Genomic DNA, 25,930 nt, shown 5'->3' with positions numbered 1-25,930 from the left:
TTATTTTTATCTGCATTACATATCCTGTAAGCGGCTGCAAAGATACTAAATATGTATAGATGAATTGGTTATTTTAGAGTAAACCTATTTTTTTAATTATTAATTAAATAAAAAATAGTACTTTGAGTAACCATTTCAAGTTAAAATGTCAACAACTAATACTATTGTTTTAAGGCCTCGCTTTAAATTTTATGTCAAGCAAGATAATAACATGCTTTTGAAGCTATTCGAAGACAAAAAAACAACACAATCTGATTATATAGTATCTCGAATTGATGACCACGTATTTATAAGAATTCCGAAGGATAAGCAACATTTTTGGTCACCTCAACTCCATTTAGAGATCAACAAGGAATTTGACAAAGAAGGTAGTGTTATTTATGGCTTATTTGGCCCAAATCCTACAGTTTGGACGATGTTTATGTTTTTTCACTTTCTCGTCGCAGGATTATTTATCGCTTTTGGTATTTGGGCTTATGTGAATTGGTCTTTAGGTGATTCCTATACGTTCCAGTTGTTTTTCACCTTATTTGCAGTCGTTATTTGGTTTGCCCTTTATTTTGGTGGACGTTTAGGAAAAAAAGCCGGAATGGCTGAAATGCATGAATTACATCATTTTATGCGAGATACTCTAAGAAGTGTTGGTATTCATGCCGAAGACTAATTACTTCTGATTGTATCCGAAGCGCTTTAGTTGTCTTTGATCGTTTCTCCAGTTTTTATTCACTTTAACGTACAATTCTAAATGGACTTGTTTTCCAAAGAATTTCTCTAAATCTTTCCTCGCTTCGACACCTACTCGTTTCAATGCTGAGCCTTTATGACCAATTATAATTCCTTTTTGAGTGTCGCGTTCGACCATAATAACCGATCGCATTCTGATGATGTTTTCTTCTTCAAAAAACTCTTCAGTATCGACTTCAACAGCATAAGGAATTTCCTTTTTGTAATGCATAAGGATTTTTTCGCGAATTGCTTCGTTTACAAAAAAACGTTCTGGTTTATCTGTTAATTGATCTTTAGGATAAAAAGGTGGAGATTCTGGTAATAATTCTATAATTCTATTAAAAACATTCTGCACATTAAAGCCTTGCAAAGCTGAAATAGGAAAGAATTCAGCATTTGGTACTTTTTGCTGCCATAATTCGGCTTGTTCTTCTAGTTGTTCCTGATTTGAATTATCGATTTTATTCAGCAACAATAAAACCGGAATTTTTGAATTGGTAATTTTATTAAAAAAAGCTTCATCTTTTAATTCCTTTTCACCAATTTCAACCATATAAACAAGCACATCAGCATCATCAAAAGCCGACTTTACAAAATCCATCATTGATGCTTGCAGCTCATAAGCTGGCTTGATAATTCCAGGAGTATCACTAAGAATCATCTGAAAATTTTCACCATTAACAATACCCAAAATACGATGTCTAGTGGTTTGCGCTTTGGACGTGATGATGGATAATTTTTCACCAACAAAGGCATTCATTAACGTTGACTTACCAACATTTGGATTTCCAATAATATTTACAAAACCTGCTTTATGACTCATAATACCCTTTTATAACTGGTTACAAAGTTACGACCTTTATCAAACAATAAATAATATGTATGGTTTCATTTAAAAAAAGCCTGTGTTGTCTTAGTAACTTAATGTCAGTACATTATTTAATAATTACTTTCTGCGATTTTTGTTGCGTAGTGTTTTGAACATTCACGACATACATACCTGTATTTAAATTAGAAACATCAATCCGATTTTCAAGTTTAGTAGCATCAAGTTTGGTTGTCAGTATTGTTCTTCCTCTAATATCATAGAGATTTAATAATGTAATATCTTTGAGTTCTCCAGTTATGACGAGTTCTTTAGCCCTGTTTAATGCAAATATGTTCAACGTATTCAAACTGTTTTCAATCGTTGATAAAGCATCTTCTGATGTTCTTAAGTAAAAACGACCTGTTCCAGATAAATTTGTAAGTGGAGTAATCACATATTCGCCAGTATTTAATAATGTTGACGTATTTTCAACCACATCATCAAGATACACATTTACTGAAGCTGGCAAATTCTTATCAGCAATACTAAATGTAAGTTGTTCTCCTTGATTTGCATGAACTCCCAAAGGAATTGTTTCATTATTGAGGTTTGCTGAATTGAGCGTTTGTAAAGCAATCGCCTTGCCTTCGTTGTCTTGCACTAAATGAGAATAGAACATAAACTGTGAAACTGTACTTTCAAAAGCTTCAGCGTCATAACCAAAATCGAATCCTTGACTCGCATTTGGATTAAAATAGATTTCGGTTCTAGCTGTATTAGCATTCGTACTTAAATTCAGTTTCAGATAGACTAACTCTGAATTTCTTCCTGCTATGAAATCGTCTCCAGTTCCTGATGAACGCATAGTTTCTTCAAATTCGAGATCATAAGCTGCAACATGACTTGCATTAGCACTGACAAAAAACCCTTGTCCAGGAGCAATAAGCGTTGATGCTGTTATTGTCGCTAAATTATAAATGATCCAACCGTTAGTTGCATTTCCATCATAGCCATACATAGCTGCAGTACCTGAATCGAATAAACTAAGATTAGTAACTCCAGGGCTAACTTCATGAGTAAGAAAATCTTGAACATTGAGATATGTTGGATAAGGATTTCCTACTAAATTCCATTTGGTTCTTATGGGTCCAGAATTTTCAATATTAAAGTCGATGCTTCCTCCATTAGGCTGACCTTTAAAAGAGAGTGTTGAACCAGAAACTGTCGCTGCTCTGTAACCTCGTCCACTAATTAATGGTAAATTGGTGCTGCTATTTGTGTTCACATAATCACCTACTGTTTTATTAAAAGGTGCAAAAGCATACGTCGTAGGTGATGTATTTCCATCATTTAGTAACTCTGAAGCATTATTAGCCGTATTTAAAAAATCTGCAAAAGATAGATTATATATTGGTGAGGAAATTAAGTCATTTCCATTAGCATTAGAATTCACATAACGTCTATAAATAATTATATTATTAGCACTTGTACCACTTTCAATGTTACCAGGAAAAAGACTAGAATAACTTGTAGAGGTAGATTTTAACACTAGTGATGAATTAATTACTAACGTACTTCCAGCAAAATCTAAACTTGCTTCAGGCTCTACAGTAACACTGTTACAGACTGTCGTAGACGATAAAGTTGCATTTCCAGATTCAATAATTATATCATCATCAGCAGTGGCCAATCCATCCGGATTACTTGGTGACCAAACGCCATTGTCGAAAGTATAGATGATTCCACAAGCATTACCACTAACTGAAATCGTTTGGATACAAGTTTCAAAATTACCATTTACATCTGTAGCTGTCCACGTAATGGTAGTATCACCAGAAGGATAAATACCAGACGCATCCGATATTCCAGTAAGGTCATTTACTAATGTTACTGGTGTAATAGGTGCTATAGATGTTACCCAATCTGAATTTATGTCCATATTAATAAGTACTCCATTATTACTATTACCAGATTTATCAATCAAAACATAATTTCCTGATCCATCTTCAAAATCGTAGTAAGCCACTAAACCAGGTTCTGTTCCTGCTAAAAGTTTATCATAAGCATTTTCTATTTCAGAAGGTTTTAGGGCCTTATTCCATAAACTTAATTCATCTATTTGCCCGTTAAAATGTTCATTTTGATTAACATTAACATCTTCTCCAATGGCATAGCCCAGAGAAGATGAAGGAATTGAGGTAAATATTGTCGTACCTGAATTCACTTCAACACCATTTACATATAGCTTAAGCACACCATTATTAAAAGTACCTGCTACATGGTTCCATGAATTTAAGTTTAATACATTTGAACTAATAACTCCTCCTCCATTAGCACCTGTAAAGACTAATCTTAAGCCTCTACCATTTGCTAAAAATGTAGGGTTTGATCCGTCGTAAGTATCAAAAACAAACTCGCCTGGGAAACTAGCACCACCAGAATATTTAGTAAATATTCTTGAATAGGTATTGGCTCTTGGATATATCCATGCCTGAACCGAAAACTCTGTAGTAAAAGTCAAAGATGCACTATTAGATATTAATACTCTATCATTGAAACCATCAAAATCTAATGTAGTATTAACAGCACTAGGCACTTCACTTATGGTAGGTGAGATTACAATTAAGTCTTCTCCACAAGTTAATTCGCTTAAGTTAAAAGATTGATTTGTACAATTAATGTTTAATGCATTGACATCTTGAGGCTGTGTTAAATTATCGTCATTAGGAATTTGTGCATTAAAAGGTAAAAAAGAAGCACCAAACATAAGGGCTAGTGAAAACAAAAACTGTTTTTTCATAATATGTGTTATATTGGTTAGTATATGCCTTAACACGTGTATAATTTTAGAGAATGAAAATACAGTATCTAAAAAGCGGTTATTAAACAAATTGTAAATCTAGGACAGTTAATTACTATTTTATTCATTCAAAAAACGACTAAAAAATTAAATATAGTAAAATTCAATCAATAACAAATTGCTATACTTTAAACTCTAAAATTATTCGATTAATCACTAGATATTTAAGTTGAAAAGTATCTTATTGGTTAATAACCTTAGATTATAAAATTACGACCTTGGTTTGTTTATTCCTCTATCATACATCACAATACTTCCAGCGACAGATACATTTAAGCTTAATTCTGATTTAAATTTTACAAGAAAATGGCTTTTTTCAATCGCTTTTTGTGACAAACCATGATCTTCGGCTCCTAGCAAATATACACAACGTCTCGGATGATGAAAGGTCTCTAAATCTTCGGCGTCTTCACTTAATTCAACACCAACCAGTCGTGTTCCTTTTGGTAAATTTTTAAAAAAATCTTCAAACGTTTCATAATGAAAATACGGCATTGATTTTACAGCATTATGCGTATCACAAGCTTGTTTAGCATAACGATTTCCAATGGTAAAAATAAAACTAGCACCTAAATTTTGAGCAGATCTCCAAAGCACTCCTAAGTTTTCGGGTGTTTTTCCATTTTGAATTCCTATACCGAAGAACTCATTTTTGAGATTATCGTTCATTCTACAAAAATAAAAAACCTCTTGATTTCTCAAGAGGTTTTTTTTAGTAGCGGGAACTGGACTCGAACCAGTGACCTTCGGGTTATGAGCCCGACGAGCTACCTACTGCTCTATCCCGCGATTTAAAATCTACAATGATTGTCTTAGCTTTTAACTTTCGGTTCATAATGCCGACTCAATCATTTTAGGACTGCAAATATACAATGCTTTTTGATTTTAACAATAATAAATGTAAAAAAAAATAACTCTTAATTTTTTCACATTAAGAGTTATTTCAATAATTAAAACTATAAAATTATTAATCTTCTGTATCTAAAGTTGCCAATACGCCCTTATCATTGTTATTAGCAAAATCAAATTGCTCAATATTTGGAAACTGTGTTTGCAACTGTGCGAACTCACCTTTAAAATCATTATTACCAATCATTAATACTTTCAGGTTTGTTAAGTTGGCTAAATCATTTGGAAGATTTCCAAAAAAAGCATTATTGGCTAAAACCAATTCTTCTAGGTTTACAAGACTTGAAATCGCATTAGGAACGATTCCTAAAAGGCTATTGTCAAATACACTTAATACTTTTAAATCTGTCATATTACCGATACTCTGAGGTAATTTTCCAGTTAAATTGTTACTACTAATCAGTAATTCTTTAAGATTAGATAAATTTCCTAATGAGCTTGGTAGAACTCCCGATAGTTTATTGCTATATAATTCTAGGGTTTGCAATTGTGACAAATTTCCAATAGAATCAGGAATTGAGCCTATGATATTGTTCATGAATAACTGCAAAGATTGTAATGACGATAAATCACCAATACTATTTGGCAATTCTTCATCTAACTTATTAAAAGCAACATTCATTACTTTAAGCGCTTTTAAGTTTCCAATTGAATTTGGAATAGCTCCAGAAATATTATTTCGAAATAAATTAAGCTCTTTAAGGTTTACTAAGTTTCCTATTGATTCTGGAAGTTCTCCTTCAAGATTATTAAATTCTAAATTAATGGCTACAACTTTTTCATCTTCAACAGTAACTCCATACCAATTTGAAACTGGACTGTTTAAATCCCAAGTTGTATTCCATGAGGCACCATTAGTTGAGTTGTAAAGTGCAACTAGTGCATCTTTTTCTTGTGTAGAAACTTTAGCAAACGAAAATAACGTTACCAAGCATAACAACAGTGTAATTTTAGCGGTTTTCATAATAGTAGATTTTTGTGAGGGAGCACATTTACTATAACGAAAATAGCAGAATACCGATAATCTACCAACTTTTTTCGACGAAATGCATTGTCAGTTATCGAAAAGATTATAAATAACTGATTGTTAGGTAATTAAAAATTGACTATTGTTCAATATTTTGAGCCTCAAAACTTAAAATTTCATTATTTTCAGCACTGATATTCAATTGAATAGGATTACAGCATACTTCACAATCTTCAATATAAGACTGATTTTCTTGTGAAATATCAATAAGCATTGATATCGTTTCCCAGCAATATGGACATTGAAAAAAATGCTCTTTCATAGATTTTTATTCAGTATCTAAAACTCAACATTTAATAATTCTCCTCCCAGTTGAAGTACAGTCAACTCAGCTAATTTGGCATCGTATTTAGCCTGATTTCTACTTAATTCTGCATTGAGTAAATTAAGTTGAGCTTGTCTAAACTCAATTGAAGTAGCTTGCCCTATTTTAAACTTTTCCTGGGTACGATCAAAATTATTTTGCGAGGTAATAATATTATTTTCCTGGATTTGATAAATCAATAATTTATTTTGAAAATCATCCCAAGCATTATTAAAGTTTCGCTCAATTTCAATAACCAATTGATCTTTTAAAAATTGCTGATTTTCTAATGTAATCTGAGCATTTTTAACTCGAGTTAATGTACTTCCACCATCAAACAAATTCCAAGACAAACTTAAACCTCCAGACAATCCTGTATTTGTAGATACTGCAACAAATGAAGCAGCATTATTATTATTCTTATTCCAACCGTAAGTCCCAGTTAAATCAACAGTTGGTAAAAATTGTGCTTTATTAGTTTTTATATCGAACTTACTGATGCTGATATTCTTTTCTGCTTGAAGTAAAGACACATTATTTGCTTTCGTTTTTTCTAATAAGTCTTCTTTATTTAGCTGAAGCATAAACTCAATACTAGTATCCACATTAAATTCTTCGGAAAGCTTATTACCCAAAAGCACATTCAAATCTCGCTTTGTGTTTTTCAATTGTTGTTGAAGGCTTATTAAACTAATACTATCATTATTGATATCAACTTGCGCATTTAAAACTCCCAGTTTTGTACTTTGTCCATAATCAAACTGATATTCGGCACGTACTAATCTATCTTTTGAAATGGTCAACGTTTGCTCTATAGCATCAGTATTTTCAGAAAGCTGAGCCACTGTATAATAAATTGAGAAAATTTGAAGCATAGTTGTTTCAATAGTTTCTCTTGCGTCTAATTCAGAAAGCTGGTGCTCTTCCTTTAAACGCTTGTAATTGTACAAACGTCCCAATCCGTCAAACAGCGTATAATTTAGGTTTACAGATGCATTATAACGATTACTTTCTGCGCCATTTAGCGTTGTTACTCGTCCGTCACTAAATTCAGCTTCCGTATTGTCAATATTGTAAGTAACACCTGCATTTCCAGTTACTGTAGGTAAATATCCAGAATTTAAAATACTGGTATTATTATCGGCAATTTCAACAGTATTGTTGGCTATTTTTATTCCGAAGTTATGCTCTAAAGCTAATTCTACGGCTTCTTCCGGACTTAACATTTGTTGTGCATTAAGACCTAATACGAAGAAAACTAAAAAGTATGTGATATGATTTCTAATGTTCATCTGCTTCATTTTGTTCTTTAATAGCACGTTCTACTTCTTCTTTTGTAACCTCTTTATTAGTCCATAACCATTTTGCATTCTTCTTAATGCTATTACTAAATGATAAAAATAATGGCAACACTAATAAGGTCAAAATAGTAGCGTACGCAATTCCGAAGGAAATAGAAATTGCCATAGGCTTTAAAAATTGTGCTTGTCTGCTTTTCTCTAATAGCAGAGGCGCTAAACCTGCAATGGTTGTAAGTGAGGTTAAGAATATCGCTCTAAAACGAGATTTACCAGCTTCAGAAATTGCCAAATCAAATTTCATCCCTTCCTTAAGGTTGGTGTTAAATTTACCAATGAGCACTAAGCCATCATTGACCATAATACCAATGAGAGCAATGATTCCTAATAGAGATAATACATTCACAGAAAAATCTAAAAGCCAATGTCCCCAAGCAACAGCTGTTAAGCTAAAAGGCACCAATAGTATCAATAACAGTGGTTGACTATAACTGCGGAAAGTAAAGGCAATAGTAATATAAATTAGCAATAAAATTGGAATACCTGCTTTTGCCAATGAACTTGATAATTTTGAAGCTTCTCTATTTTGCCCTTCAAAAGAAGCTGAAATTGTCGGGTATTTAGATTTTAAAGTCGGAATTGTATTAGATTTAATATCATCTAAAATATCAGTAGCACTTGAACTTGGATCTTTTAAATCTGCTGAAATACGAATCTCTCTTTGACCTTCCAAGTGGTTAATAGCAACGTCTCCTCTTTCAATGGTATAAACGGCAATATCCTTTAAAGTAACTCGTTCTCCTGTAGGTGTTACAATTCGCATATCATCTAAATCGTTGATTGAAGCTCTATTACTTCGGTCATAACGTACCCATACTCTAATTTCATCTTGTCCTCTCTGAAATCGTTGCGCTTGTACACCAAAAAATCCTGAACGCACTTGCGACATTACGGTTCTTAAATCTAAACCTAAAAGATAAGCACTCTCTTTGAGCTCAAGTCTTATTTCTTTAATACCAGCTGGATCATTGTCTTCAATATCTTTAAGTAACGGATTTTCGGATAATACTTGTTTTAGTTCAAGTTTAGCCGCTTTTAATTCTTCAATATTATTTCCTAATAGTGCTACGGAAACTGGACTACCACCAAAATTACCTCCTGATCCAAAAATTAATCGTTCTGTTCCAACAACAGGACCGACTAATTCTCGTAATCTATTCGCAACCAGTGAAGATTTTATCTCATCTGGACGTTCTTCACCTGGCAACATATTGATTACCAACTGTGCACTAGAACTGCTGTTTAGTGTTAATATCGTATTTTCAAAAAGTTCTTTATCGGTTCCTTTAAGGTATTTTTCTGTAAACTCTTTGTTGACTATAAAAGATTTTTCTTCTATCATAGAAATGATAGAATCTGTGATTTTCTCGTTCGTCCCGTTTGGCATATCCAGTTCAATAGACACACGATCACTTGCTATAGATGGGAATATGGTAACACCAATAATACCGCCTCCAATGGAACCAAAAGTCAACACTAATAATGCAACAAAAATACCTAGAGACAAGATTTTAAATTGAAGCACAAAACTTAAAACTGGCGCATAGAATTTATCTCTTAAAAAACTCATGATTCGGTCTCCAAAAGCATTAATTCCACGCATTTTAGCAAAAAATTGCTTCATTTTAGAAGGATTTTCTTCTATAACCTGCTTTCTTAATGCCTTAGAATGCGCCAAATGCGCTGGAAGAATTATTAAAGCTTCAACTAAAGAAACAACCAGAGTAAGAATCACAATGACTGCCACTTCACTAAAAAACTCTCCAATTCTACTATCTAAAAACAGAAATAGTGAAAATGCCAGTAAAGTTGTTATAATTGCAGACACTACAGGAGGAATAACTTCCATCGTTCCATCAATTGCAGCATCGATTGGTGATTTACCTTTTTCGTAATGCTGATAAATATTTTCGGCAATTACAATTCCATCGTCAACTAGAATACCAATAACGATTATCATACCGAAAAGCGACAAAACGTTTATAGTAACATCAAACTGACCTGCAAAAATGAACATACCAAGAAAAGAAATCGGTAAACCGAAAGCTACCCAAAATGCCAAACGTGTATTTAAAAACAATGATAGGAACAGTAAAACCAGAATCATTCCGATTACAGCATTTTCTGTTAGAAGTGCTGTACGCTGGGTTAATGTTATTGATAAATCACGAACAACATCCAATCTTACATTTTCGTGTTTTTGATTGTAGGTTTCAATGTAATCTTTAACCTGTTGCGCAGACGAAATTAAATCTTCATTGTTTGTACTAGTCACCGAAATATTGACAGATAAATTCTGATTAAAATAAGTTGCGTTTGGTGTTTCTGAAAAACGATCTCTTACAATAGCCACATCTTTAAGACGAACCGTTTTACCGTCTGATGTTGCTCTAATCACTAAATTTGACAATTCGTCACCATAATAAGATCTGTTATTCGCACGAATTAAATACTCTTCAGCATCTGTTTTAATATTTCCACCAGTGACCAGTATATTTGAGGAGCTAACGGCTTGTGAAACTTCATCAAAAGTTAAATTATAAGCCAACAAATTAGTTTCATTAACAGCTATCTCAATTTCTTCAGCAGGATAACCCGATACTTCTACCTGAGAAATACCATCAATAGCACGTAAGTCATTTTCTACCTGACGACCAATTTGTTTTAATGTGGCTAAAGGCACATTGGTACCACTCAAAGCAAACGATATTGTTTCCCTTACAGCTTCTTGTTTTGCAACCACCAAAGGCTCCATTCCAGAAGGAAATGATGGCACACGATCCACAGCGTTTTTAACTTCTAACAACATGAAGTCTATATTTTCGCCTTTTTCTATTTCGACTGTAATTGTACCACTATTTTCTCTTGAAGTTGACGTGACGCGATCAATTCCTTTTAACCCTTTGAGATTATCTTCAATTTGAAGTACAATACCTTCTTCAATCTCTTGAGGAGAAGCGCCAGGATATGTGATACTAATATTTATAATTTTAGAATCTACTAATGGAAAAAATGAAGATTTAAGTGATTTATAACCTAATACTCCAAAAATACCAAAGGCTAGTATAAATACATTTACGGCTACATGATAACGAATAAAATAGGCTATTATTTTTCTCATAACCTATTCTGTTTTATTAGATTTTGCTTCAGAAGAAATAGCACTGTTTTCTTTTTTATCCTCAAAAGGCTTGACCAGCATTCCTGCATAAGCTCCAGGGACCGGTTTTGAAAGTATAACCGTTCCATTAGGTACATTTTTCAATATAACTTTTGTTTCTGAAAAATATACTGGATTAACATCCAAAACATCTAGAATGCTATCTCTAAGAATGTATATTTGTTTGCTTTCAAGCAGAAGACCTCTATCTATTTCAATAGCATTCGATTCCTCTTTAGCATTTAAATTAGCTTCCAGATACATCCCTTCTTTAAGATTATCGTTTTTTACTTCAATAAAGGCAGTTATAGTTTGTGTTGTTGCATCTATACTTCCATTAACACGAGAGACCACACCAGTAAAAGTTTCGGTATTTTCCAAATTATTTAATGCTACTTTTTCACCGACTTTTAAAAGACTCGCATAGGTTTTGCTCAATGCGACTTCCATCTCATAAACAGATGGATCAATAAACTCTCCTAATTTTTGTCCGCTTCGAATTAATGAACCTTCAGTCGCTAAAGCTTCTGTTAAAATTCCAGAAAAAGGTGCTCTTATGTTATACTTTACGAGACGTTGTTCTAGATTTTTCACTGTATAATAACTTGAAACGATGCCTCTACCTGTAATAAAATAGTTTTCTTTTTCAGAAGACATTTCAGGTAATTTTGGTGTGGTTTTATTTAAATCAAATCCGTTAAGATACGTTTGCCATTTTTGAAATACCTCTGGAAAATCTAACTTTAAATCAGGCATAATAGCCGCAATAGAGTTATAAAGGTTACTTTTTGAAGATTGTACACTTGCATAATATTCTGAAGCGTCAATACGTATAAGGGTTTCACCTTGGCTGTACTCTTGTCCAGGTTTAAACAACTTATTACCAGATTTAAACACACCTTGAACTTCTGAATATAACTCTACTCTGCGTTTAGCAACTAAACTTCCGTTTGCCGGAATTACGATTGGCACTGTTGTATTTAAAATCGTGTCTGTGAATACCGTTTTCACAATTTTTGCGGCAACTGGTTTTGGTTTTGTTTTGTTATTTATAAGATATCTTGCAAATAAGAAAGATCCAATAATGAGTAAGATGCCTAAAACAGAAAGTATAATATTTCGCATTGTCTAAGTTGGTAAATAAAATTAGACCACAAAAGTATTGGTAAGTTTAGTGTCCTGTTGTTAATTATTCCTTAAAAAAGCACATCAGATTTCCTCTTAGCTAAATTCATCTAATTCGATGGTGATTGATTCCCAATCTGACATTAACGTTTTCAGTTTATCTTTTTTAGCCTGATAGCGATCAAAAAAACTGGTATCTGCAACTGTCGCGTCATAATTTGTTGCCAATTCAACATCATCTGCTTTGATATCCTTTTCTAATTGACTTATTTTAGACTCTACATTACTCAACTTGTTATTAAGTGATTTGAGTTTCTTTTGATCTTCGTACGATTGCTTATTGGTTGTTTTAGGTGTTTCTTTTATTATTGTTCGTTTCTCGACTTCTCGCAAATTCTCAACATTACGTTGTTCTAAATAAAAGTCTATATCTCCTAAATATTCTTTAATTTTTTGGTCTTTAAACTCGTACACTTTATTCGTAAGCCCTTGAAGAAAATCTCTATCGTGAGATACCAATACTAAAGTTCCTTCATACTTTTTAAGCGCCTCTTTCAATACATTTTTAGATTTGATATCAAGGTGGTTTGTAGGCTCATCCATGATTAAAACATTAATCGGTTGAAGCATTAATTTAGCCAAAGCCAATCGGTTTCGTTCACCACCTGAAAGTACTCTAACGTATTTTTCTACTTCATCACCTCGAAACAAAAAGGATCCTAAAATATCACGAACTTTACTTCTATTGGTTTCATTCGCAGCATCAATCATCGTATCTAAAACGGTTTTACTACCATCTAAATACTCTGCCTGATTTTGAGCGAAATATCCTATTTGCACATTATGACCTAATTTTAAATGGCCTTCATATTTAATTTCACCGACAATAATTTTAGCTAATGTCGATTTTCCCTGACCATTTTGACCAACGAATGCCGTTTTACTATCACGTTCAATCATTAAATTGACATCAGTTAGTACCTGATTATCATCGTAACGTTTTGAGATATGTTCTGCTTCAACCACAACTTTTCCTGGTGTCACAGAAACGGGGAAATTCAAAGTCATTACGCTGTTATCATCTTCATCAACTTCGATGCGATCAATTTTATCCAACTTTTTAATCAGTGACTGAGCCATAGTTGCCTTACTAGCCTTGGCTCTAAATTTCTCGATAAGCTTTTCGGTTTGTTCAATTTGTTTCTGTTGATTTTTCTGAGAAGCAAGTTGTTGTGTTTTAATTTCCTGACGAAGGATTAGAAACTTTGAGTATGGCTTCGGATAATCGTAAATTCTTCCGAGAGAAATCTCAATAGTACGATTGGTTACATTATCTAAAAACATTTTATCGTGAGATACAATAACAACTGCACCTGAATAGTTTTTTAAAAAACTTTCCAACCAAATAATCGATTCAATATCTAAATGGTTTGTTGGCTCATCTAAAAGCAGAATGTCATTATTTTGCAATAACAGTTTCGCCAACTCAATACGCATTCTCCAGCCACCAGAAAAGGTATCTGTGAGCTTATTAAAGTCGTCACGTTTAAAGCCTAGGCCTTGTAATATTTTTTCCGTTTCACCTTGATAATTATACCCTCCAATAATTTCATAGGTATGCTGAATTTCATTGAGATCTATCATTAATTGATGATAACTTTCACTTTCATAATCTGTACGTTCGGCTAACTGGGTATTTACATCTTCCATTTTAGCTTCCAGATCTTTTATTTCCTTAAAAGCTTCATAGGATTCTTCAAGAACTGTTCTTCCGAAGATAAAATCAATATCCTGTTTTAAAAACCCAATACTCAAATTTTTATCAGCTGCAATTTGTCCGGAATCTGGTTCTAACTCTTTTGACAAAATTTTAAGCATGGTAGATTTACCAGCACCATTTTTCCCAATTAAACCTATGCGATCTCCTGGGCTAAGCTTAAACGTAATATCCTCAAAGAGAAAGTCGCCTTGAAAAGAAATAGAAAGATTATGGATATTAAGCATTTGTTACTTTTGTTACAATGAAATTATTAATAAAACGTAAATTTGCACTTAAATACAAAGCGCAAAAGTAATCAAATTTAAATCATGTTAAAAGGCACAAAAGTTTACAGCATTTTTACGGGAGCTTGTCCGAAATGTCATCAAGAATCGATGTACAAAACGAAAAACCCTTACGTGCTAAGTGATGTTTTAAAAATTAACGACAAGTGCTCTCACTGCAATACACGCTATCGTTTAGAACCCTCTTTTTTTTACGGTTCTATGTATGTGAGTTATGGTGTTGGCATTGCGTTTGCTGTAGCCGCTTTTGTAATCAGTTATTTATTTTTAGAGACCTCTCTACTAACTGCCTTTATTTCAATAGTAGTCACCATGATTGTTTTTGGACCAATCATCATGCGTCTTTCAAGAAATATCTGGATCAATCTGTTTATGAGTTATGATAAGAATTTAGCTAATAAATAAAAACGGATTATTTATTGGAACCGTATGATGTCTATTTCTTTATCTAAGCAGTTGTTATTTTCAATATGATTAAATAATTGGTCAGCTACAAAAGGAGACATCATTACACCTCTTGTTCCTAAACCATTCAATACAAATACATTTTTATATTCCTGATGAGCACCAACTAAAGGTCTGCGATCCTTGGTTGTTGGACGAATACCTGCAACTTGATCGACAATTTCAAAATCACAAGTAATTACCTTTCTTAATTTTTTAATCAATTCCTCTTTACCTTTAGATGTGGTGACGTGTGTTTTATCTTCCCACTCATAAGTGGCTCCAATCCAATATAAATGATTACCAAGCGGAACAATAAACACAGATGACTTTAATATGAAGTTCATATGCAATTCTGGAGCTTTAATAGTAAGCATTTCACCTTTTGTGCCATTTAGAGGAAGATGTTTGAAAAACGGATTCCTCTTTATTCCATATCCTTCAGCAAACACAATATATTTTGAAGTAATATTTTTATAGCTAACAGCATTTTGATGAATTACCAGTTGATTATGATGAAACTCTTCCTTGTATAATCTATTTTCAGAATTCAAAAATGAACTGTAAGACTTTATCAATTGAGACGTATTAATTCTGCCTGAATGAAGTACTTCGCCAAAACCAAATTCCGCATTAATTGATGGGTTATTGTTTTTAATAAGTGCTGTTGATAGAAAATCGCATAATACTGGTTGATCTGAAGCTGTAAACCAGTCATTTTGTTCCTCAACTGATGTCAGTTTCCTGTAAATAGGAAGTTTATAATCTAATTTAACATCAAGCAATTTTTCAAGTTCTGCATATTTAGGAATTGCAAATTTTAATTGAAATTGCGCATTCCACACACTTGTAAAACGTTTCAAAACGACCGGATTATATAAACCTGCTGCAACCCTGGACGATTGTTGGGATTGGTTATCAAAGACCACAAAATCTTTATGATGTTGTCTAAGTTGTTCACAAAAGGCAATACCAGCCAATCCATTACCTACGATTATATAATCTACCTGTTTCATTACTGCAAAAATAACGAAGATAATGTGAGTATAGTTAGGCTTTCTTAAAAGATTCTGTAATCAATAAAGAACAAAAAAAACGTTCACCTAACAAGGCGAACGTTTTTTTAAAAACTTGTATGCTATTAATAAGCCCACATATCTTGTTCGAAATTACGAATCTTATCTTTTATTCGATCTGATTCTAATAATTGCATTAATGCATTATCAGCTACATATTCTTTAACTTCACGATCACCATACACATTTTCTTCTTTGTACATGTAAGCGTTGAAACGTCTTGAATTTAGCAAGTGATCAAACGATATTGGCATTGCGCTATTTTTATTATTGAACGCTTTAGCTTCGTGTAATATATCTCTGGCTTCAGGAAAAAACACCCAAAATAAAGCATTTGGAGTTTTTAAAGACTCGTCTTCTGAATCTAAAAAGTTAACATCAGGTGCTGCAGGAGCAATACCTAAAATTCTGTACTTTAATTCTCCGTGACGCTTGTCAAAATACCATAACCCTTTAATTAAATAGGCACTAATGTGAAATGCTTCAATATTAGTTGTAGTAATGTACTCAGGATCTACATATCCATCTGCGTTTAATTGATCATAACCAATATCTAAAGTATCTACTTTAGTTGTAATGTCATTCAATTCTTTTACAGTACGCTTTTGAGTAAAATAAGAATCATTATACACGTTTTCAATTTTTCCATCTTTAACGGCTTTTATCAATGTATGATATAAAGAACGTCTTTCTTTTCCTATGTTGTTGGTATCTACAGGAAAGTATAACGGAAAATTCACACGCTCGTCTAAAACCACTTTTTCCCAAGTCATTTTAGAAAACAATATGTCTCTATCATCAACATAGCCGTATTCTAATGGTTTGTCATTATCTAATGCTAACTGAGCTTCAGTTTTCACACCAACTTCTTGTGGCACTTTAGCATTTAAAATATTTGCCTGAGAGAACATACTAGATGTTAAACCTACAGTAGCAATAATTGATAATACGAATTTATAATTCATCTTTTTAATATTAATTTGGGTTATTCTTAAAGTTGGCTGATTAATTACTCAACTCAATAATAATTGGAGATGCTGGTTTAATAGCAGGTCCGTTACTTCTTGATTTGATGTCAAAAATCTGAACTTGAGAACCACGTTTAGCACTTCTTAAAGCTGATTTTGCAGCATCATTTAATCTATTACCAGAACACGTTACAGAAGGCTTCCCTTCTACTTTCATTTTAAATCCTGTTACAGTTAAAGGTAAATCAAAATCAAAATCTTCTAACACAGCTTCAATTCTTCCAATCTCTACGTTATTTCTAGGTAATTTAGCAGTTCCAATCTGACCAGCAATTTGTCCAGATGGCTTAGGAATATCCTTAATTCTGAATACTGCTTTATCACTTACTTTAGAACCATCATCTAAGGTAGCTGTCACATTGATAGTCACTTCTCTACCTGAAGTAGGAACCATAGTATATTTACCCATACCTGATCCTTTTTTCAATCCAGCTCCTGAAGCAGAAACTTTATTATCTGGAACACCAGCAAAAGAAATCGTCATTGGGTTTACAACACCACGATATACAACATTCATTTTATCTGCAGAAATTGTTGCAGAATTAGGTCTTGGTACAACCACATAGTTTCCTTTAATTGGGATTTCTAATGGCTTTCCATCTTCCATGAAAGTAAATGTTCCATCAATTTCATGCTCTCCAACTCCACCAACGTTAAAATCTAAACGTGCAGCTCCAGTTGAATCAATAGCTTCATTTAAATCGATAGCCTGACCTCCAATACTTAAACCTGTAGGTGGTACTTTTGCATATTTACCAATGACAACTCTACCTTGGAATTTTTCACCAGCGAAGAACGCTGATTTATCAGCTAAGATGATAGCTTTGTATTTATCTAAAGAAACTGCATCAGTTAACACATTTCCTAAATAGTAGTTGATGATGTTTGCTTCAGTAACCTCAACATCATTTTGAAATGCTGTCATTTTGGTATATGATGCAATTGCTGGAAATCCTTTAAAGTGGTAATCTAACCAATCTATTTTCTTACCATCTTTATTTTCTACTTTTTCTGTGCTAAATGTTTTTTCAAAGTTAGATAACACTTTAGAAGCTTTAACATCTTTACCTAAGATATCTCGAATTGAAGTTTTATATTCTTCAATTTTAGCCATCACTTCCTGACCTTTTTTAGTTAATCTGTCACCAGTAAACCATGCTTCATCAAGAATATCTGTCTTATCCATTGCTTCAAAAGGAAGTTTTCCTGTTTCAGGATCTATCTGATAATCTCCATTTTTCAAAAGATCAGCTTTCAAAGTTTCGATATAGTTATAGAACTTTTCAGATGCTGCGCTTACTTGTTTAGCTTTTGCTGCGGGAATCATAAATTCTTCTGGCTTCTCATCTGACTTTTTCTCAAGATCAGCTAGCAATGCCTCATTACGTTCGCCTGTTAACTCATTTGAGTCAGCAAATTTTGCTTCCATTAAACCGAAAGCGGATAGTACTTCTTTTGACATATTCATCGCCATCATAGCAATAAATACTAAGTACATCAAGTTAATCATTTTCTGCCTTGCAGATAATTTTCCTCCTGCCATTTTAAATTAGTTTTTTAGTTTGTTAATAGTTGTTATTAATTCTAGTTTAAAAACTAATTAGCTTTTATTCATTGCAGAAAGCATTCCTCCATAAACACCATTCAATGATGATAAGTTAGATGCTAGAGATTGCATTTGTTCTTTTAATTTCATTGCGTTTTCAACAGCTTCTTCATTAATTGCGGCTTGACGATTAGCACTTTCCATTTGTACTTTATAAAGACTGTTAAGTGATTCCATTTGTGCTGCAGCTAAAGACATTTCTTCGCTGTATTTCTTTTGAGCAGTCATGGCGTCAACTGTAGGGCTAATTCCTTTTGCAGCACCTTCAAAATTTTTGATACTTGTACCTAAGCTTGCCATTAATTCACCATCAATTTTAGCCTCTTTCAAAAGGTTATCTAATTTTTTAGATAATAATCCTTCAGCATCTTTAGGTTCTTCTTTCTTAGCTTTTTTATTTGACATCATTCCTCCTGCAAGTTCAGGGTAAACTAAGGACCAATCTAATTCTGCTTGTTGTCTTTCAAAAGCTGAATACGTAAATACAAGTGCCTCAACAATCATCCCTAGGGTAAGGATTTCAGATCCGAAAGGCCAGTGTTGAATTTTAAATAAAGCTCCAACAATTACAATTGCTGCTCCTAATCCGTAGATCATATTAGTTACGGTTACTTTTCCTTTTTGTGCCATAATTTTGTTTTAGTTTTTAGTCCTAAGTAATAACTTAAGTAGATTAAATATTTAGTTTAGTTAATTAAAAATTAGTTAGTTGCTGCATTTTGAGTTACTTCAGTCCCCATGTAATCCTGAACTGTTCTAAATCCGATGTAGCTTCTTGCTGAATCTGCATATTCATAGTCTCTAGAACTTACTTGTAAAAAGTAAGCAACATCTTTCCAAGAACCTCCACGAACAACTTTGCGTTCGTTGTCTGGATCGTTCACTGTTGGATTAAAAGACGCAGAATACTCATAAGATGCAGGATCATAAGAGCCTTGTACCCATTCTGAAACATTTCCTGCCATATTGTAAAGGTCGAAATCATTTGGCTCATAAGCATCAGCTTCAACAGTATATAATGCCTGGTCTGCTGCGTAATCACCTCGTAGTGGTTTAAAATTAGCCATAAAACAACCTCTGTCGTTTTTAGCGTAAGGTCCACCCCAAGGGTATGTAGCTCCTTGAAGACCACCTCTTGCAGCGTATTCCCACTCTGCTTCAGATGGTAATCTGAATTTATTCACAAACTGTTTTCCTTTGCTTTTCTGGTAACTATTTTTCTTCAACGTTCTCCATTGACAGAATGCATTAGCTTGTTTCCATGATACGCCTACTACAGGATAGTCACCATAGGCATCATGCCAGAAATAGTCATTATGCATTGGTTCGTTGTAAGAATATGAAAAATCTCTAATCCAAGCTGTAGTATCTGGATACACTTCAACTTCTTCAGTAATGATTACGTCCTTACGTCTCAAGCTACGATCTTTTGCAGCCTTCTGGATATCCATATACTTATACTGGAACTTAAATTTTTTCACATCCCAAGTACGTTGACCATTATATGATTCTTCAATTGGAAGATACATGGTATCCATAACTTCAGCATAGTATTCATCTGGGTAATCATTGGTGTCAAAAATTAAATCAACTTCATGATTTAGTTTTCGTCCTTCATAACCCGTTGGACCTAATCCACTGTAATTATCATACATGTATTTTTCATATACAGTCATGTTTTCTGGATCTGCATCATTAAATGCAAACTCTCCAATACCTCCATTACCAGGAGTTTCACCAATTTCATCAGCTAAAATGGCAAGTTTAGTTCTTAATATTGAGTCTCTAACCCAATATACAAACTCACGATACTCACTATTTGTGATTTCAGTTTCGTCCATATAGAACGCTCTAACTGTAACAGTTCGTGTTGGTGCGTCTTGAACACCTGCAAGGTCATCATCCGATTTTCCCATTATAAATGCTCCACCCGGAACAAGTGCCATACCATAAGGTTTTTCGGGATGCCATTTTTTTCCTTTAACTCCAACCAGTTCTCCTCTGTCACCAGAGCCACAACTGACTAATAGAGCTAAAACAGCGGTCAATAAAGCAAACTTCTTAATATTCATAGAAACTCGAGGTTAAATTATTTAGTTGTAATTATATATCTTAAAAACGTATTTATTTTTTTTAAGGCAGTAAACATATTTATATATTTTGTAAAAAACAATTTTTTTTATAGTTTTTTTGCATTTCATCCTATTAAATTAACATTTCATCGATTAAAAAAACGTTAATCTTTTATGAGCTAAATATACTAAAAACTGTTCTTTTTATACGCTTTATACCATCTTTCTGGTATTTTACCCTGACTAGCTTCAACGTAATCTTCGTGCGTGCAAGGTAATAACGTATGCTTTTTTAATTTATTATTAACGTTTGGTAAAAAAGGAATTTCTATCCACCAACGACCTGTTTTGACACTTTTTAAAAATATGAGCTCTTCATCTTCGATGAGCACATTGTATTTTTGATAATTAGAATCGTCTTCAAAATCATCATCATTTATCCTGCAATTCACACCTTCAATAAAATACCATATCATTTGTGATATAAGCATTGGCGTTGCATCTAACTCGTTTGTGATCTTAAATTCATAAACACCAAATGACGAGACCTTGTTACTTATTCCTGCATAACGAGAAATAGCACAGATTTCTTTTCCGTTAAATCCGTTAGGCGAATATTTTTGTTTTGCACCAACTTCAGCTGCGCGAACCGATTTCAAATCTATTGTTACAATATGAGCATCACGCATCACAGGCTCGACCATATGAATATTGTGCGTAACCTCACCAAGTCGATAAGCTTCAAAGTAAAGCTTGTCCATCAAATCTATTTCTTCTTGCGAATTGAAATACGTTTGATAGCCAATGGCTGAGTAATTGAATAAATTATAAGGTTGTTCTAAAATGATTTTCCCAAGAAAGCTATTATTCTTCATTTCAACGGAAGCATCTCCTAAATCGAAATTACTATCCACATTAACAATATTAACCATTGGAGCCATTGTATCGTAAGCGCGATAATTAGCATAGGTTAAATCCTGGCTTCCTCCTATAATTATAGGTATGATTCTTTTTTCAATTAAAACTGAAATGATTGTACGCACTGCATAATAAGTATCTTCAATTGTTGCACCTGCAGGAATATCTCCTAAATCTGCTACAGAAGTATGCCAGTTTCCTGGAAAAAGTGAATATAATGATGTTCGAATGGTATCGAAGCTTAATTCTTCTCCCATATAGTTGACATCATTACGATTTTCCTTAACACCTATGATAGCCAGTTCAACACCATCTAAATCGGGAATGCCTTGTTGAGAGGAATGGATCTTAATTTTTTTGCCAAGAGCTTGCTCAGATAATAGTTCGTTGTGAGCTAAGACTGCATCTGTAACTGGTGCCAAAAAATTAAAATTCATTTAGATTACTTTTTTGTAGTGGTTTTCTTTTTAGCCGTTTTCTTTTTGGTAGCTGTTTTTTTCTTAGGTGTTTTCTTTTCGATATAAGCTTTTGCTTCTTCTAAAGTCATCTCAGAAACATCAACAGTTTTTGGAAGCTCTACTTTTATTTTACCTTTAATAATATTGTGTCTTCCCCAACGAGCTTTTTCAACACGAATACCTTCATCTTCCCAGTGATGGATTAATTTATCTTTTTCCTTTTGGATTTTATCTTCAATCAATTCAATAATATCATCATCTGATAAATGATCCCAATCGTATTTTTTGTTTACATTAATAAACATGTTGTTCCATTTAATAAATGGACCAAAACGTCCCTTACCTTTTTGAACTGGTAAATCCTGATACATATATATAGGTGCATCAGCTTTTTGTTTTTCTTTAATGAGTTCAATAGCCTGATCCATTTCAACATCAGTTGGATTTGTACCAGCTGGAAGCGACACGAATTTTTTACCAAACTTTACATAAGGTCCAAAACGACCGTTATTAACTTCAATGACTTCTCCTTCATAGGTTCCTAATTGTTTTGGCAATTTAAACAATTCCATTGCTTCTTCATAAGTAATGGTTGTTAATTGCTGGTCTGGAGATAGGCTTGCAAATTGAGGTTTTTCCTCATCATCAACAGTTCCAATTTGAACCATTGGTCCGAATTTCCCTAAACGCACACTAACCTGCTTTCCTGTTTTGGGATCTTTACCAAGAATTCGTTCGCCAGACTCACGATCGGCATTTTCAGCTACATCTTCTACTTTTGGATGAAAGTCTTTGTAGAAATCTTTCATCATTTTCGTCCAGTCTTCTTTACCTTCAGCAATTTCATCAAAATCAGCTTCAACTTTTGCCGTAAAGTTATAATCTAAAATGCCTCCGAAATGGTTTACAAGAAAATCGGTAACGATCATCCCAATATCTGTAGGAACTAATTTACCTTTATCGCTGTTTACTTTTTCAGTAAGTAAATTATCTTTGATTTGGCCACTTTGAAGTGTTAATTGCGTATAATCTCTTTCAACACCTTCATTAGAACCCTTTTCCACATAATTCCTATTTTGAATCGTTGAAATTGTTGGTGCATACGTAGACGGACGACCAATACCAAGTTCTTCTAATTGTTTTACCAATGATGCTTCAGTATATCTGTATGGTGGACGCGAAAAACGTTCGGTAGCTGTGATGTAACTATTCAACAAAGTTTCGTTTACCTTCATGGCTGGTAACATACCTTCCTGCTCAGTATCTTCATCATCAGTACCTTCTAAATACACTTTTAAAAAGCCTTCAAAAGTGATCACTTCTCCATTGGCAGTAAAAATTTCTTCATGCGTTGAGGCCTCAATTTTAACATTGGTACGTTCCAATTCAGCATCACTCATTTGAGAAGCAATAGCGCGTTTCCAGATTAGATCGTACAAACGTGCCTGATCTCTTTCGACATTTACTGTATGTTTTGAAAAATCTGTAGGTCGAATCGCTTCGTGAGCTTCTTGAGCGCCTTTAGATTTGCCTTTATATTGTCTTGATTTACTAAATTTTGAACCATAAGCATCTTCAATTTCAGCTTTGGCTCCTTTTTGAGCTTCAACAGATAAATTAACGCTATCTGTTCTCATATAAGTGATCAAACCGGCTTCATATAAACGCTGTGCATTTTGCATGGTTCTACTTACTGAAAACCCCAACTTTCTTGAAGCTTCCTGTTGCAATGTAGAGGTTGTAAATGGTGCTGCCGGTGATTTTTTGGCTGGTTTCTTTTGAAGATCAGCAACTTTAAAATTGGCGTTTGCATTAGATTCTAAAAATGCATAAGCTTCTTTTTTTGATGAAAAATTCTTCGGAAGCTTCGCCTTAAATGTTTGTCCGTCTTCATTCGAAAACTCAGCATCAATTCGATAAGACGCTTCCGGTGTGAAATCATTAATTTCACGCTCTCTTTCAACAATTAATCGCACAGAAACTGATTGTACACGACCTGCAGACAATCCGCCTTTTACTTTTCGCCATAATATAGGAGACAATTCATATCCAACGATACGATCCAGTACACGTCTCGCCTGCTGCGCGTCTACTAAATCATAATCGATACCTCTTGGATTTTCAATTGCTTTTTGAATTGCCGACTTCGTTATTTCGTGAAAAACGATACGCTTCGTTTTAGATTTATCAAGACCTAAAGTTTCAGCTAAGTGCCAAGCAATAGCCTCTCCCTCTCGATCCTCATCACTTGCTAACCAAACCATTTCTGCTTTTTTAGCGAGATCCTTCAGTTTTTTAACAACGTCTTTTTTATCTTTTGAAACTTGATATTTTGGTTTAAAATCTCCTTCTACATCGACTCCTAATTCTTTTGAAGGTAAGTCTGCTATATGACCAAAACTAGATTCTACTTTAAAATCTTTTCCAAGAAATTTCTCTATGGTTTTGGCTTTTGCTGGTGACTCTACAATGACTAAATTCTTCGGCATATTTGATTTTTTCAGGCTACAAATGTATGTGAAAAAAAATTTATCATCCTAATTTTTAAAAATTTCAATTGTATTTTATCTTAAAAAAGCGTGTGTTTATCTATATAATATGTAACGAAAACATATTAAAATTTATGGTTTTACATTTTTTTAAGGATTCGTAGCATCAATAACTATAGAGAAGTGGCTCAGGAAATCCTTCAATATTTAAAACAACTTCAGTACTACCATCCACGCGTAATGTCGACAGGTTAAATTCACGAACTTGACTAAATACAGCCAGACAGGCTTCATTATTTGTAAAAACAAATTTCAAATAGCGTTGTTCTGGTGATGACTCTGCAACATTCCCTGAATCAACCAAAACCATACTCCATGATTCACCATCACATCCACTGGCTGAAATTTCAACAGTTAGGCAATCGTTAGTTATACTAGAATCTACTAAGACATAATCACTGGATTCTGCAGTTTCAAAAAATGCGTTATCAATAATTACTGGTTGACCACAACTACTCACCTGAAAATCGTCGTCTTCATCACATTGCGTATTCATTAGTAACAATGAACAACACATACAAACAAAAAGAGTTTTAACTAATTTCATAACCTTAATTTATTATTAGATACTTTAAGCATTAAAAGGTTGCGTTATAGGTTTTTATTATTATCAAATTTAACAATTTCCGAAGTATCGAATCCAATCACTTGCTTATAAATTACATATAAAGGTATACTTACAAATGAAGCTGTAGCAAATATCCCAACAAAGCACATCATAAATCCTATCGTTTGCGCCAAAATTCCGGCTACCAATGTTAATCCAAATGTGATAAACCATTTTTTATTTCCCAATTCAAAACTCACTTTTACCAAATTAGAAACTGTCAATTCAGGATTAAAAGCATAAATCACAAATAGAAAATTCATGGGAACCATAACATAGATGACTGGAAAATAACACAATAAGGTTGCCAGCAATATAATGCCTAAATAAGAAAAAGACAAGGCTATGGTTTTACTGAGATAAGGTCGTTTCAAAAAATAAAAATAGTCTTCCTTTACCTTCATATCCAAATCATACTGAAATATGATTCTATAAAAGGCAGCCTTTAAACCTAAAAGAACTATCGTCAATCCTACCACCAAAACAAAACTCACCAACACAACAATCAGGAGAATTAAAGGCACAATATTATTAGCCATACTTGGATGATTCTCACTTAAGATTCCCAAAAAAGACATTGGAATGGTAATCGTAAATGTAAATGGTATCGAAAATCCGAGGCTTAATAAAACGGTTATTAAACCCTGAATCCAAACTTTTTTAAATAACTCAATGCTTTCACTAAATATCTGACCGAAATCTAAATGGTTTGCATGTTGAATTTTATGTTGAATTTCAGCTAGTAACATGTCTGCTTTTATATTGATTTAGTTTCCAAAGTAAATGAATTAAAGACTCGTTTCAAAGGAAATTCGACGCTGACACTTTGTC

The 25,930-nt window shown here is 33.4% G+C and carries 20 protein-coding genes and 1 tRNA gene; 2 read left to right on the top strand and 19 right to left on the bottom strand.

Annotated elements, in window-relative coordinates:
- Window positions 1-145: 145 nt before the first annotated feature.
- Window positions 146-664, top strand: coding sequence for a hypothetical protein (locus TD18_RS03420; RefSeq protein ID WP_040248443.1), 519 nt, complete (start codon window positions 146-148; stop codon window positions 662-664).
- Here TD18_RS03420 and era read toward each other — a convergent pair whose 3' ends face one another.
- From era to TD18_RS03370, 10 genes are all read right to left on the bottom strand, one after another.
- Complete coding sequence (gene era, locus TD18_RS03415) at window positions 665-1,549, bottom strand: GTPase Era (protein ID WP_040248441.1); 885 nt, start codon at window positions 1,547-1,549, stop codon at window positions 665-667.
- 112 nt (window positions 1,550-1,661) lie between these two features.
- A complete protein-coding gene (locus tag TD18_RS03410) occupies window positions 1,662-4,334 on the bottom strand; it encodes a LamG-like jellyroll fold domain-containing protein (RefSeq protein WP_084205832.1) in 2,673 nt (890 codons plus the stop codon).
- 270 nt (window positions 4,335-4,604) lie between these two features.
- Window positions 4,605-5,063, bottom strand: coding sequence for an RNA methyltransferase (locus TD18_RS03405; protein ID WP_040248438.1), 459 nt, complete (start codon window positions 5,061-5,063; stop codon window positions 4,605-4,607).
- Between the two features lie 47 nt (window positions 5,064-5,110).
- Window positions 5,111-5,183, bottom strand: a tRNA-Met gene (locus tag TD18_RS03400).
- A gap of 178 nt (window positions 5,184-5,361) precedes the next feature.
- Window positions 5,362-6,267 carry a leucine-rich repeat domain-containing protein gene (locus tag TD18_RS03395; protein WP_040248437.1) on the bottom strand — a complete coding sequence of 302 codons (906 nt, stop codon included), beginning with the start codon at window positions 6,265-6,267 and terminating at the stop codon, window positions 5,362-5,364.
- Window positions 6,268-6,409: 142 nt separating this feature from the next.
- Window positions 6,410-6,592, bottom strand: a complete 183-nt coding sequence (locus TD18_RS03390; RefSeq protein WP_040248435.1) for a CPXCG motif-containing cysteine-rich protein — start codon at window positions 6,590-6,592, stop codon at window positions 6,410-6,412.
- A 17-nt stretch (window positions 6,593-6,609) separates the two neighbouring features.
- Complete coding sequence (locus TD18_RS03385) at window positions 6,610-7,926, bottom strand: TolC family protein (RefSeq protein WP_040248768.1); 1,317 nt, start codon at window positions 7,924-7,926, stop codon at window positions 6,610-6,612.
- On the bottom strand, window positions 7,916-11,113 hold the full coding sequence (locus tag TD18_RS03380; protein WP_040248432.1) for an efflux RND transporter permease subunit: 3,198 nt from the start codon (window positions 11,111-11,113) through the stop codon (window positions 7,916-7,918). The genes TD18_RS03385 and TD18_RS03380 overlap by 11 nt, the downstream gene beginning before the upstream one ends.
- A gap of 3 nt (window positions 11,114-11,116) precedes the next feature.
- On the bottom strand, window positions 11,117-12,277 hold the full coding sequence (locus TD18_RS03375) for an efflux RND transporter periplasmic adaptor subunit (protein ID WP_040248430.1): 1,161 nt from the start codon (window positions 12,275-12,277) through the stop codon (window positions 11,117-11,119).
- A 96-nt stretch (window positions 12,278-12,373) separates the two neighbouring features.
- A complete protein-coding gene (locus TD18_RS03370) occupies window positions 12,374-14,281 on the bottom strand; it encodes an ABC-F family ATP-binding cassette domain-containing protein (RefSeq protein ID WP_040248427.1) in 1,908 nt (635 codons plus the stop codon).
- Between the two features lie 81 nt (window positions 14,282-14,362).
- Here TD18_RS03370 and TD18_RS03365 point away from each other — a divergent pair, with 81 nt between their 5' ends.
- Window positions 14,363-14,746 carry a DUF983 domain-containing protein gene (locus tag TD18_RS03365; protein WP_040248425.1) on the top strand — a complete coding sequence of 128 codons (384 nt, stop codon included), beginning with the start codon at window positions 14,363-14,365 and terminating at the stop codon, window positions 14,744-14,746.
- 11 nt (window positions 14,747-14,757) lie between these two features.
- Here the strand turns inward: TD18_RS03365 and TD18_RS03360 are convergent, their stop codons facing one another.
- From TD18_RS03360 to TD18_RS03320, 9 genes are all read right to left on the bottom strand, one after another.
- On the bottom strand, window positions 14,758-15,801 hold the full coding sequence (locus tag TD18_RS03360) for an NAD(P)/FAD-dependent oxidoreductase (RefSeq protein WP_040248423.1): 1,044 nt from the start codon (window positions 15,799-15,801) through the stop codon (window positions 14,758-14,760).
- Between the two features lie 125 nt (window positions 15,802-15,926).
- Window positions 15,927-16,826, bottom strand: a complete 900-nt coding sequence (gene porN / locus TD18_RS03355; RefSeq protein WP_040248421.1) for a type IX secretion system ring subunit PorN/GldN — start codon at window positions 16,824-16,826, stop codon at window positions 15,927-15,929.
- A 40-nt stretch (window positions 16,827-16,866) separates the two neighbouring features.
- The gene (gene porM, locus TD18_RS03350) at window positions 16,867-18,432 is read right to left on the bottom strand and encodes a type IX secretion system motor protein PorM/GldM (protein ID WP_040248418.1); all 1,566 of its coding nucleotides are present in this window, start codon (window positions 18,430-18,432) and stop codon (window positions 16,867-16,869) included.
- A 57-nt stretch (window positions 18,433-18,489) separates the two neighbouring features.
- Window positions 18,490-19,125 carry a type IX secretion system motor protein PorL/GldL gene (porL, locus tag TD18_RS03345; RefSeq protein WP_040248417.1) on the bottom strand — a complete coding sequence of 212 codons (636 nt, stop codon included), beginning with the start codon at window positions 19,123-19,125 and terminating at the stop codon, window positions 18,490-18,492.
- A 71-nt stretch (window positions 19,126-19,196) separates the two neighbouring features.
- The gene (gene porK, locus TD18_RS03340) at window positions 19,197-20,561 is read right to left on the bottom strand and encodes a type IX secretion system lipoprotein PorK/GldK (RefSeq protein WP_449420688.1); all 1,365 of its coding nucleotides are present in this window, start codon (window positions 20,559-20,561) and stop codon (window positions 19,197-19,199) included.
- Between the two features lie 194 nt (window positions 20,562-20,755).
- Window positions 20,756-21,922, bottom strand: a complete 1,167-nt coding sequence (locus tag TD18_RS03335; protein ID WP_040248415.1) for a formimidoylglutamase — start codon at window positions 21,920-21,922, stop codon at window positions 20,756-20,758.
- A 5-nt stretch (window positions 21,923-21,927) separates the two neighbouring features.
- The gene (gene topA, locus TD18_RS03330) at window positions 21,928-24,432 is read right to left on the bottom strand and encodes a type I DNA topoisomerase (protein WP_040248414.1); all 2,505 of its coding nucleotides are present in this window, start codon (window positions 24,430-24,432) and stop codon (window positions 21,928-21,930) included.
- Window positions 24,433-24,598: 166 nt separating this feature from the next.
- Window positions 24,599-24,988, bottom strand: a complete 390-nt coding sequence (locus TD18_RS03325) for a hypothetical protein (RefSeq protein ID WP_040248413.1) — start codon at window positions 24,986-24,988, stop codon at window positions 24,599-24,601.
- Window positions 24,989-25,083: 95 nt separating this feature from the next.
- Complete coding sequence (locus TD18_RS03320; protein ID WP_040248412.1) at window positions 25,084-25,848, bottom strand: hypothetical protein; 765 nt, start codon at window positions 25,846-25,848, stop codon at window positions 25,084-25,086.
- Window positions 25,849-25,930 lie beyond the last annotated feature (82 nt).

It is taken from the genome of Psychroserpens mesophilus (assembly GCF_000826645.1).
In the GTDB taxonomy this organism is placed as follows: domain Bacteria; phylum Bacteroidota; class Bacteroidia; order Flavobacteriales; family Flavobacteriaceae; genus Psychroserpens; species Psychroserpens mesophilus.
Note: the sequence above shows the minus strand (reverse complement) of the source record. Positions and strands in the feature narration are given on the sequence as shown.

What these genes read in the sequence shown, in the direction of transcription:
- TD18_RS03420 (WP_040248443.1), top strand. Translation starts at nt 146, where the DNA reads ATGTCAACAACTAATACTATTGTTTTAAGGCCTCGCTTTAAATTTTAT.
- era (WP_040248441.1), bottom strand. Translation starts at nt 1,549, where the DNA reads ATGAGTCATAAAGCAGGTTTTGTAAATATTATTGGAAATCCAAATGTT.
- TD18_RS03410 (WP_084205832.1), bottom strand. Translation starts at nt 4,334, where the DNA reads ATGAAAAAACAGTTTTTGTTTTCACTAGCCCTTATGTTTGGTGCTTCT.
- TD18_RS03405 (WP_040248438.1), bottom strand. Translation starts at nt 5,063, where the DNA reads ATGAACGATAATCTCAAAAATGAGTTCTTCGGTATAGGAATTCAAAAT.
- TD18_RS03395 (WP_040248437.1), bottom strand. Translation starts at nt 6,267, where the DNA reads ATGAAAACCGCTAAAATTACACTGTTGTTATGCTTGGTAACGTTATTT.
- TD18_RS03390 (WP_040248435.1), bottom strand. Translation starts at nt 6,592, where the DNA reads ATGAAAGAGCATTTTTTTCAATGTCCATATTGCTGGGAAACGATATCA.
- TD18_RS03385 (WP_040248768.1), bottom strand. Translation starts at nt 7,926, where the DNA reads ATGAACATTAGAAATCATATCACATACTTTTTAGTTTTCTTCGTATTA.
- TD18_RS03380 (WP_040248432.1), bottom strand. Translation starts at nt 11,113, where the DNA reads ATGAGAAAAATAATAGCCTATTTTATTCGTTATCATGTAGCCGTAAAT.
- TD18_RS03375 (WP_040248430.1), bottom strand. Translation starts at nt 12,277, where the DNA reads ATGCGAAATATTATACTTTCTGTTTTAGGCATCTTACTCATTATTGGA.
- TD18_RS03370 (WP_040248427.1), bottom strand. Translation starts at nt 14,281, where the DNA reads ATGCTTAATATCCATAATCTTTCTATTTCTTTTCAAGGCGACTTTCTC.
- TD18_RS03360 (WP_040248423.1), bottom strand. Translation starts at nt 15,801, where the DNA reads ATGAAACAGGTAGATTATATAATCGTAGGTAATGGATTGGCTGGTATT.
- porN (WP_040248421.1), bottom strand. Translation starts at nt 16,826, where the DNA reads ATGAATTATAAATTCGTATTATCAATTATTGCTACTGTAGGTTTAACA.
- porM (WP_040248418.1), bottom strand. Translation starts at nt 18,432, where the DNA reads ATGGCAGGAGGAAAATTATCTGCAAGGCAGAAAATGATTAACTTGATG.
- porL (WP_040248417.1), bottom strand. Translation starts at nt 19,125, where the DNA reads ATGGCACAAAAAGGAAAAGTAACCGTAACTAATATGATCTACGGATTA.
- TD18_RS03335 (WP_040248415.1), bottom strand. Translation starts at nt 21,922, where the DNA reads ATGAATTTTAATTTTTTGGCACCAGTTACAGATGCAGTCTTAGCTCAC.
- topA (WP_040248414.1), bottom strand. Translation starts at nt 24,432, where the DNA reads ATGCCGAAGAATTTAGTCATTGTAGAGTCACCAGCAAAAGCCAAAACC.
- TD18_RS03325 (WP_040248413.1), bottom strand. Translation starts at nt 24,988, where the DNA reads ATGAATACGCAATGTGATGAAGACGACGATTTTCAGGTGAGTAGTTGT.
- TD18_RS03320 (WP_040248412.1), bottom strand. Translation starts at nt 25,848, where the DNA reads ATGTTACTAGCTGAAATTCAACATAAAATTCAACATGCAAACCATTTA.